Annotated in this window: 8 protein-coding genes; 5 read left to right on the top strand and 3 right to left on the bottom strand. The window is 56.6% G+C overall.

Going from position 1 to position 8,944, the window contains the following annotated elements; genetic code table 11:
• Positions 1-573: 573 nt before the first annotated feature.
• From rpmH to mnmE, 5 genes are all read left to right on the top strand, one after another.
• Positions 574-708, top strand: a complete 135-nt coding sequence (rpmH, locus tag KUA23_RS30165) for a 50S ribosomal protein L34 (protein WP_003213577.1) — start codon at positions 574-576, stop codon at positions 706-708.
• Positions 709-724: 16 nt separating this feature from the next.
• Positions 725-1,129 (top strand): ribonuclease P protein component, encoded by a 405-nt coding sequence (rnpA, locus tag KUA23_RS30160; protein WP_252994318.1) that lies wholly within the window; start codon positions 725-727, stop codon positions 1,127-1,129.
• Positions 1,122-1,367 carry a membrane protein insertion efficiency factor YidD gene (gene yidD, locus KUA23_RS30155; protein ID WP_003213574.1) on the top strand — a complete coding sequence of 82 codons (246 nt, stop codon included), beginning with the start codon at positions 1,122-1,124 and terminating at the stop codon, positions 1,365-1,367. Before rnpA ends, yidD begins: the two co-directional genes overlap by 8 nt.
• A 2-nt stretch (positions 1,368-1,369) precedes the next feature.
• On the top strand, positions 1,370-3,052 hold the full coding sequence (gene yidC, locus KUA23_RS30150; protein WP_078050839.1) for a membrane protein insertase YidC: 1,683 nt from the start codon (positions 1,370-1,372) through the stop codon (positions 3,050-3,052).
• A 79-nt stretch (positions 3,053-3,131) separates the two neighbouring features.
• Positions 3,132-4,502, top strand: a complete 1,371-nt coding sequence (gene mnmE, locus KUA23_RS30145; RefSeq protein WP_100491835.1) for a tRNA uridine-5-carboxymethylaminomethyl(34) synthesis GTPase MnmE — start codon at positions 3,132-3,134, stop codon at positions 4,500-4,502.
• 83 nt (positions 4,503-4,585) lie between these two features.
• Here mnmE and KUA23_RS30140 read toward each other — a convergent pair whose 3' ends face one another.
• The 3 genes from KUA23_RS30140 to KUA23_RS30130 all read right to left on the bottom strand — a co-directional run bounded on the left by KUA23_RS30140 (position 4,586) and on the right by KUA23_RS30130 (position 8,566).
• On the bottom strand, positions 4,586-7,024 hold the full coding sequence (locus tag KUA23_RS30140; RefSeq protein WP_214497121.1) for a TonB-dependent siderophore receptor: 2,439 nt from the start codon (positions 7,022-7,024) through the stop codon (positions 4,586-4,588).
• 91 nt (positions 7,025-7,115) lie between these two features.
• On the bottom strand, positions 7,116-8,060 hold the full coding sequence (locus KUA23_RS30135) for a FecR domain-containing protein (protein WP_099493281.1): 945 nt from the start codon (positions 8,058-8,060) through the stop codon (positions 7,116-7,118).
• Positions 8,060-8,566: a sigma-70 family RNA polymerase sigma factor gene (locus tag KUA23_RS30130; RefSeq protein WP_078050835.1), complete on the bottom strand. Its 507-nt coding sequence runs from the start codon at positions 8,564-8,566 to the stop codon at positions 8,060-8,062. The genes KUA23_RS30135 and KUA23_RS30130 overlap by 1 nt, the downstream gene beginning before the upstream one ends.
• Positions 8,567-8,944 lie beyond the last annotated feature (378 nt).

Here is an 8,944-nt window from a genome sequence, read left to right as displayed (position 1 = left end):
AGTTGAAAGCCGGTGAGGCAAAAACAGCCGCCATTGTAGCGGCGAGCCGTCCACTTATCCACATGTAGCTTGATCACAGGCCGGCCAAAATCAACGTCTTAACAGTAATAAAGGCGACCAATGGTCTGTGCATAAGCTCTGTGGATAAGCCTACCTAAGGTCGTTGTACAAGTGGGGTCGAAAGTCTGTGGGTAACTGGCCTGTGGATAACAACCCATTCCACACACAGCTTATCCGACAGCGCAGCACAGGCAGAGCACCGTTTCTCCCCCGTGTTGTCATTCTCTGTACATCAGGTGGAATATGGCCTCAAGGCAGTTATCCACAGATGAAGTCCTGCCTAGCTTTTATAAGCTTTACAGAAAAGCTTTAAATAACTTCCTTCTTTATTTTTATATTTATCCAATGACCGGTGAAAGCCTGGCGGGCAGAAATGACCGGATGGCCTGTGGAGATCTAATTAAAGGAAAAGCTGGTTGGAAATTGACCTAGAGGCTTGCTTTCACTAGAATCGCCGGTCTCTTAAAACGGGGGCCATTCCGGCCCGTTGTGGACGAACCAGGTAACAACGCCATGAAACGTACTTTCCAACCAAGCACCATCAAACGCGCCCGCACCCACGGTTTCCGTGCTCGCATGGCTACCAAGAACGGCCGTGCTGTCCTGTCGCGTCGTCGCGCCAAAGGTCGTGCGCGTCTGGCAGTTTGATAATCCGGTACTGGTGGTGAGTCAGGACTTCAGTCGGGAAAAGCGTCTGCTAACCCCCCGGCATTTCAAGGCAGTCTTTGACTCCCCCACCGGCAAGGTTCCGGGGAAAAATCTCCTGCTCCTTGCGCGTAACAACGATCTTGATCACCCCCGACTCGGGCTGGTGATCGGCAAGAAGAGCGTAAAGCTCTCCGTTGAGCGCAATCGCCTCAAGCGTCTGATGCGCGAATCGTTTCGCCTCCACCAGGACACTCTGGTTGGTTGGGATGTTGTTATCGTCGCGCGCAAAGGCTTGGGAGACGTAGAAAACCCCGAATTGATTCAGCATTTCGGCAAGCTCTGGAAACGTTTGGCGCGTACCAACAAGCCAGCACCAGCAGTCAGCACCGAAACTGTAGGGGTAGACAGCCTTGATGCGTAAACTGGCCCTCGTTCCGATCCAGTTTTATCGCTATGCCATTAGTCCTCTGATGGCCAACCACTGTCGTTTCTACCCCAGTTGTTCCTGCTACGCGTTAGAGGCCATAGAAAACCATGGTCTTCTGCGCGGTGGCTGGCTGACCTTTCGTCGTTTAGGTCGCTGTCATCCGTGGAATCCCGGTGGTTATGACCCGGTTCCACCTATCCCTACCTCCCGTTCTTCTTCGATGGCCGAGTAATCATGGATATTAAACGCACGATCCTGATCGTCGCCCTGGCAATCGTGTCCTACGTCATGGTTCTTAAGTGGAACCAGGACTACGGCCAGGCTGCCCTGCCGACTCAGAATGTTGCTACCAACCAGGCTGCGCCGGCTATTCCGGACACCCCGCTGGGTAACAATGCGTCCGCGAGTGCCGATGTTCCCAGCGCGAATGGCGAGACAAGCGCCCCTTTAGAAACGCCAGTGGTCACCAATAAAGACCTCATCCACGTAAAAACGGATGTGCTCGACCTGGCTATCGACCCACAAGGTGGTGATATCGCGCAGTTGAAACTGCCGCTGTATCCACGTCGCCAAGACCATCCGGATGTTCCGTTCCAACTGTTCGATAACGGCGGTGAACGTACTTATCTGGCGCAAAGCGGCCTGACCGGCACCAATGGTCCGGATGCACGTGCTACCGGTCGTCCGGTTTATTCGACCGAACAAAAGACTTATCAACTGGCTGATGGCCAGAACCAGTTGAACGTCGACCTGAAATTCAGCCTCGACGGCGTCAATTACATCAAGCGCTTCAGCTTCACCCGTGGTCTGTACGACTTGAAGGTCACTTACCTGATCGACAACGAAAGCGACAAACCATGGAGCGGCAACCTTTTTGCCCAGCTCAAGCGTGACGCCAGTTCCGATCCTTCTTCCAGCACTGCCACCGGCACCGCGACTTACCTGGGCGCTGCCCTGTGGACAAGTAACGAGCCGTACAAAAAAGTGTCGATGAAAGACATCGACAAGGGCTCGCTGAAAGAGACCGTCCAAGGTGGTTGGGTAGCCTGGCTGCAACACTACTTCGTGACCGCCTGGATCCCGAACAAGGGTGATGCAAACCTGGTTCAAACCCGCAAGGACAGCCAAGGCAACTACATCATTGGCTTTACGGGCCCGGCGTTGACCGTCGCACCCGGTGCCAAGGCTGAAACCAGCGCTACTCTGTACGCCGGCCCGAAAAGCCAGGCTGTGCTGAAAGAGTTGTCCCCAGGTCTGGAACTGACTGTGGATTACGGCTTCCTGTGGTTCATCGCCCAGCCGATCTTCTGGTTGCTGCAACATATCCACAGCATTGTGGGTAACTGGGGCTTCTCGATCATCTTCCTGACCATGCTGATCAAGGGGATCTTCTTCCCACTGTCGGCAGCCAGCTACAAGTCGATGGCGCGCATGCGTGCCGTAGCACCGAAACTGGCGGCGCTGAAAGAACAACACGGCGATGATCGGCAGAAAATGTCGCAGGCCATGATGGAGCTGTACAAGAAAGAGAAGATCAACCCGCTGGGTGGATGCTTGCCGATTCTTGTGCAAATGCCGGTGTTCCTGTCGCTGTACTGGGTTCTCCTGGAAAGCGTAGAAATGCGCCAGGCACCGTTCATGCTGTGGATAACTGACCTGTCGATCAAAGACCCGTTCTTTATCCTGCCGATCATCATGGGCGCGACCATGTTTATCCAGCAGCGCTTGAACCCGACTCCGCCGGATCCGATGCAGGCCAAGGTAATGAAAATGATGCCAATCATCTTCACCTTCTTCTTCCTGTGGTTCCCTGCTGGTCTGGTGCTGTACTGGGTGGTCAACAACGTGTTGTCGATCTCTCAACAGTGGTACATCACACGTAAAATCGAAGCGGCTACCGCAAAAGCCGCGGCGTAATTTACTCTGTGGATAACCACTCAAGACGCCCCCTAGTGGGGCGTTTTGCTTTCCGTCACTTTAGTTCTGGAACCTGCTGATGAGCGCTCCTCGTGAAACCATCGCTGCTGTCGCTACCGCTCAGGGTCGCGGAGGTGTCGGTATCGTTAGAATTTCCGGGCCGCTCGCAAGCGTTGCAGCCAAGGCTATCAGCGGTCGCGAGTTGAAGCCGCGGTATGCCCATTACGGCCCGTTCCTGGATGCAGACGAAACGGTGCTGGACGAAGGCTTGGCCCTTTATTTCCCTGGGCCCAATTCCTTTACCGGGGAAGATGTCCTGGAATTGCAGGGCCACGGCGGCCCGGTTGTGCTGGATATGTTGCTGCAGCGTTGCCTGCAACTGGGCTGCCGCTTGGCCAGGCCTGGGGAGTTCAGCGAACGCGCCTTTCTCAACGACAAGCTCGACCTGGCCCAGGCTGAGGCCATTGCTGATTTGATCGAAGCCAGTTCTGCACAGGCTGCACGCAACGCACTGCGCTCGCTGCAGGGCGCGTTCTCGCTACGTGTGCATAACCTGACCGAACAACTGATCAGCCTACGCATATACGTCGAGGCGGCGATTGATTTTCCCGAGGAAGAAATCGATTTCCTCGCCGATGGCCATGTCTTGGCGATGCTCGATAAAGTCCGTGACGAGTTATCCACAGTGTTGCGTGAAGCCGGGCAAGGTGCGCTGCTGCGTGACGGCATGACGGTGGTGATTGCTGGACGGCCCAACGCAGGCAAATCCAGTCTGTTGAATGCGCTGGCGGGCCGTGAGGCCGCCATCGTTACAGAGATCGCCGGCACCACCCGGGATATCCTGCGCGAACATATCCACATCGACGGCATGCCACTGCACGTGGTCGACACCGCCGGTTTGCGCGACACCGATGACCAGGTGGAAAAGATCGGCGTGGAACGCGCGCTCAAGGCCATCGGCGAAGCGGATCGAGTTCTGCTGGTAGTGGATGCGACGGCGCCCGAGGCTGTGGATCCTTTCGCGTTATGGCCGGAGTTCCTTGAGCAACGGCCGGACCCGGCCAAGGTCACCTTGATTCGCAACAAAGCCGACTTGACGGGTGAAGTCATTGCGATGGAAACCAGCGCGGATGGCCACGTCACGATTAGCCTGAGCGCCAAGTCGGCGGGTGAAGGCCTGGAACTGCTGCGCGAGCACCTCAAGGCTTGTATGGGCTACGAGCAGACCTCGGAAAGCAGCTTCAGTGCGCGCCGTAGGCACCTGGAGGCGTTGCGCCACGCGAGCGCAGCGTTGGAGCACGGCCGGGCACAGCTGACCTTAGCGGGGGCAGGGGAGCTGCTGGCGGAGGATCTGCGTCAGGCGCAGCAGCTGTTAGGAGAGATCACCGGTGCGTTCAGCTCCGATGATTTGTTGGGCCGGATCTTTTCCAGCTTCTGCATCGGCAAATAAAAAAGTTATCCACACGCCCAGCAGGCATTGGCTTGGCAGCGATAGCGGCCTGAAGAACACCACATTCTTCAGGCCCTCACCCATCACCAGTTGTACGAAACCGTCCCAAGCAGCGTGCGGCTGTCCCCCCAATAGCAGCGGCCCGCGTCGTTGCAACCAGATACATATTCCTTGTCGAACAGGTTCTTGGCGTTCACATCCACAGACCAATGTTTATCGATTTGATAGCCAACGGCTGCATCCACCAAGGTTACGCTGCCTGCATCCAACTTCCCGTAGAGCGTTGGCGCGGTGTAGGAAAAGGTGCTGTCGAAATAACGCACACCGCCGCCCAGAGACAAACCTTTGAGTTGGCCATCAAGGAAGCGGTACTTGCCCCATACCGAAGCCTGGTTGCGTGGAACCCCCGTCATCTGGTGCCCTTCGACCAGCGATGTAGCCGAATCCTTGGTAATCCGAGCGTCAGTGTAGGTGTAAGCGGCCGTCACATTCAGGTTGGGCGTGATGTTGCTGTTCACCTCGACTTCCGCACCTTTGGCCCGGCTTTCGCCCACCTGGCGATAACTGTTGGTGGTGGCGTCGAGGTAAGTGTCGTCTTCCTTGCGCAGGTCATACACCGACAGGGTCATCGCCGTATCCCAGCCGATCGGCTCGTACTTCACACCCACTTCGTACTGACTGCTGGTAATCGGCTTCAGCGGTGACCCGGCATTGGAGATCTGCTGCACCGGCACAAATGCGGTGGAGTAGCTGACGTACGGCGTCAGGCCGTTGTCGAACTGGTACATCACCCCGCCTTGGTAGGTGAACTTGCGGTCTTCCGAGCCGGTGTTACTGGCCTTGTTGACCTTGTCGCGGAAATCGCTGTCGACCCAGTCCTGACGGCCACCCAGCAGGAACAGCCAGTGGTCGTACTTGCTCTGGATCTGTGCATAAACGCCCTTCATCTGCTGCTCGAGCAAGGTGTTTTGCACTGCCACCGGCGTAAGCGGATCACGCAGATACACGGGGTTATACACATTGATGGTGCCGGCGAAACCGGCGTCCCAATCCTGATTGAACGAAGTGCGGTCATAGCTGGCACCCAACAGCACCGTGTTTTCCAGGCCGCCTACCTGGAATTTGCCTTCCAACTGGTTATCCAGGGAATACACCATCGACTTGTTGTAGCGGTCATAGGCGGTCATGTTCAGTTGCGTACCAAACCCGCGGTTATTCAGCGCGCTGGGCCAAGTTTCATGGCGGTTGATGCGCGACTGCATATACCGCGAGTTCTGGCGGAACTGCCAATCGTCGTTGAAGCTGTGGCTGAATTCGTAACCGGTGCTCCAGGCTTCGCGTTCAAATGTGTTCCAGTCCGGGTCGCCGAGCATGGTGTGCTTGGATAGCTTGCCATTGGGATTTGTCAGCAAGGTGCCGGCAGCCGGTAGGCCAAGTTCGAGATTGGTGTGGTCCTTTTGATAATTAGCCAACAGGGTAAGGGTGTTGTAGTCGTCGAAATTCAGGGTCAGTGATGGCGCGATGTACAGGCGATCATCTGGCACATGGTCGGTCTGCGTGTCGGATTTGCGACCGAGCATCACAACCCGGCCAAGAATATTGCCGCTGTCATTGAGCGGCCCCGAGATATCCACACCCAGCTGACGCCGATTATTGGAGCCATACCCCAGCTGGACTTCACCCTGCGGCGTGGCTGTCGGGTGCTTGCTCACCAGGTTCACCAAACCGCCAGGTGCGTTTTCGCCGTAGAGCAGGGAAGAGGGGCCACGGAAGATTTCGACGCGCTCCAGGCCATACGGCTCACTGGTGGTGTCATACCGATTGCCTTGTACACGTAGGCCATCTCGCAGCAAACCGTAGCCATAATCGGTGGCATTGAAACCACGAATGAAGAACAGGTCACCCGCCAGACCGTCGCCGGCAGCAAAGGGTGGCGCAAAGATACCTGGCACGTAGCCCAACACTTCCGTCAGGGTCTGTGACTTCTGGTCCTTGATGCGCTGACCGGTGACTACGGATACCGAACGCGGTGTTTCTGACAGAGGCGTACTGGTCTTGGTACCGACGCGGCTGTTTTGTGCCTTGTAGCCCACATCCCCGGCGATCTCCTGGTTAAAACCGTCTTGTTGATAAGTGCTGACGGTGGTGGGCGCAAGCGTGAGTTGCCCAGCAGGAACGGCCTGCAGGACATAGCTGCCGGGCGCCTGGGCTACCGCTTGTAACCCCGAGTTCTGCAGCAACAGCGCAAAGCCTTGCTCTACCGAATACTCGCCTTCAAGCCCGGTCGAGTTCAAACGCGCGGTTTGCTGGGGCGAGAAAGATAGAATCACATTCGCCCGAGCGGCAAATTGGCTCAACGCATTGTCCAGGGGCCCCGCCGCAATAGCGTAGTGCTGCACCGCGCTGGCGGCCAGGACATCAGTGGATAATAAAATACCGCCGGTGGCTGCCGTGCCGAGTAGCAGGCTGCACGTCATACCGTGGTAGGAAAGTCGCTGGCGGAGCTTGGAAGGGAGGCGCATAAGTGGATAAGCCCTGAAGGTGGCGTCGTGATTACCTGTAGGGCCGTGTCAGGTCAGAAAAAGATAACCATTGTGCGGATATTTTTTGCAATCAACCGATTCGTTTCACTGAAACCCAATAGCGGGTGAAGTACTTCACCTGGATCGGCAGGGTTGCCTGCAGATTGGCCAGTACCGCATCAGTGGAATCCAGGCGGAAGGTCCCGGAGACACGCAGGCGTGCCGACGCCAAGTCGCATTGCAGGACGCCCGGGCGGTAGCGGGCGAGGTCTTCGATCACATCCCCGAGGCGAGCGTCCAATACGATCAACTGACCATCGACCCACGCCGCTTGTGAGCCGCGGTACGCGTGGTTAAGCCCCACGTGTTGGCGATCGAAGTCAGCGCTTTCACCGGCACTGAGTAGCCGCGCGTGATTGGGTTGGTCACCAGGCGCTACGCTCACCCGATCCTCGAGGACGCCGACACGTGTGGAGTCTGGCAACTGACGCACGGTGAAGGTGGTGCCCAAGGCTTGGATTCGGCCTTGGCGGGTCTCGACATAAAAGGGCGTCTGGCCACCCCGCTTGCCGGTGTGGATAAGTACTTCACCTTCACGCAGGCGAATCAAACGCTGGCGCCCATCGAATACCACATCAATTGCCGTACGGGTGTTCAGATCAATCCGTGTACCGTCAGCCAGCTCGATACGCCGGCGCTCTCCCACGGACGTCCGGTAGTCGGCCCATACATTGGCCAGGGGCGTGTGTTGCTGGACATTCCAGCCGAGGTACCCGGTACCGCCCAGCACCAGCATCCACTTCAACACCTGGCGTCGTTGCTGTCCGGTCGACAAGGCGCGGCGGGTGAAATCCTGGGGCAGGGCGCCGAGACTGCGCTGCAACTGCTCCATCTGGTTCCACGCGGCCTGATGGGACGGATCGCCGTTTAGCCATTGTTGCCAGGCTTGACGCTCGGCGGCGGTAGGGGTTTGGGATTGAAACTGCACATACCAACTGGCAGCGGCCTCAAAGGTTTTGCGATCCGGCGCCGCCATTACAAGCTGGCCATGATCAATGCGCATTCGGTCAATGCACGGATCATGTGTTTCTTCACCGTGGTCAGTGAAACCTGAAGCTGATCGGCAATCTGTTGATAAGTCAGGCCCTCGATCTGCGACAGCATAAATATCCGCCGTGCTCGCTCGCCGAGTGCCGACAAGGCTTTATCCACAGCCACCAACGTCTCGATGATGATGGCTTTGTCTTCTTCGCTGATGGCTATGGCTTCAGGCCGTTCGGCCAAGGTTTGCTTATAGGCCTGTTCGATGGCATGTCGACGGTAACGATCAATCACCAAGCCCCTGGCAATGGTCGCCAAATAGTCTCGCGGTTCAACGATCTGCCCCGCATGCCGCCCGCCCAGGATGCGCACGAACGTGTCGTGCGCCACATCGGCCGCATCGCAGGCGTTATGCAACTTCCCTTTGAGCCACCCGTGCAGCCAGGAATGGTGCTGCTCATAGATGTTCTGGACCGCAGCCGTGTGTGAAGAAGGGGACATAGGGCATGACAAGGTAGGTTAATGATAATCGCTATTATTAACTGCCCTGTCGTTTTCTCACAATAGATCTCTTTTTTGCTGGGCTCATCACCGAGTGGAGGTTTCTGTTGGCGTTGTCGTGGACCGAATACAGACAGCATCACCGATTTCTGTGGATTAAGCCCTGTGAATAACCGCCCCTGTGCCCAGTTGATAACAGGGCCTGAAACCTGAGCAAAAACCCCTCTGTGGATAACCACACGTTTAATCCACAGGCTTAAAGCACTTATCCAAGGGCCTCATTGGCACATGACCACAGACTTTTGAATCGCTGTACATACCGTAGATAAAGGCCTGCGTAGATCTATCCACAGAAATAGGGTTCAGTAGAAATAAACA

Origin of the sequence: Pseudomonas pergaminensis (genome assembly GCF_024112395.2) — a bacterium.
GTDB classification, from domain to species: Bacteria; Pseudomonadota; Gammaproteobacteria; order Pseudomonadales; family Pseudomonadaceae; genus Aquipseudomonas; species Aquipseudomonas pergaminensis.
Note: the sequence above shows the minus strand (reverse complement) of the source record. Positions and strands in the feature narration are given on the sequence as shown.

What these genes read in the sequence shown, in the direction of transcription:
- mnmE (WP_100491835.1), top strand. Translation starts at nt 3,132, where the DNA reads ATGAGCGCTCCTCGTGAAACCATCGCTGCTGTCGCTACCGCTCAGGGT.
- KUA23_RS30140 (WP_214497121.1), bottom strand. Translation starts at nt 7,024, where the DNA reads ATGCGCCTCCCTTCCAAGCTCCGCCAGCGACTTTCCTACCACGGTATG.
- rpmH (WP_003213577.1), top strand. Translation starts at nt 574, where the DNA reads ATGAAACGTACTTTCCAACCAAGCACCATCAAACGCGCCCGCACCCAC.
- KUA23_RS30135 (WP_099493281.1), bottom strand. Translation starts at nt 8,060, where the DNA reads ATGGCGGCGCCGGATCGCAAAACCTTTGAGGCCGCTGCCAGTTGGTAT.
- yidC (WP_078050839.1), top strand. Translation starts at nt 1,370, where the DNA reads ATGGATATTAAACGCACGATCCTGATCGTCGCCCTGGCAATCGTGTCC.
- KUA23_RS30130 (WP_078050835.1), bottom strand. Translation starts at nt 8,566, where the DNA reads ATGTCCCCTTCTTCACACACGGCTGCGGTCCAGAACATCTATGAGCAG.
- yidD (WP_003213574.1), top strand. Translation starts at nt 1,122, where the DNA reads ATGCGTAAACTGGCCCTCGTTCCGATCCAGTTTTATCGCTATGCCATT.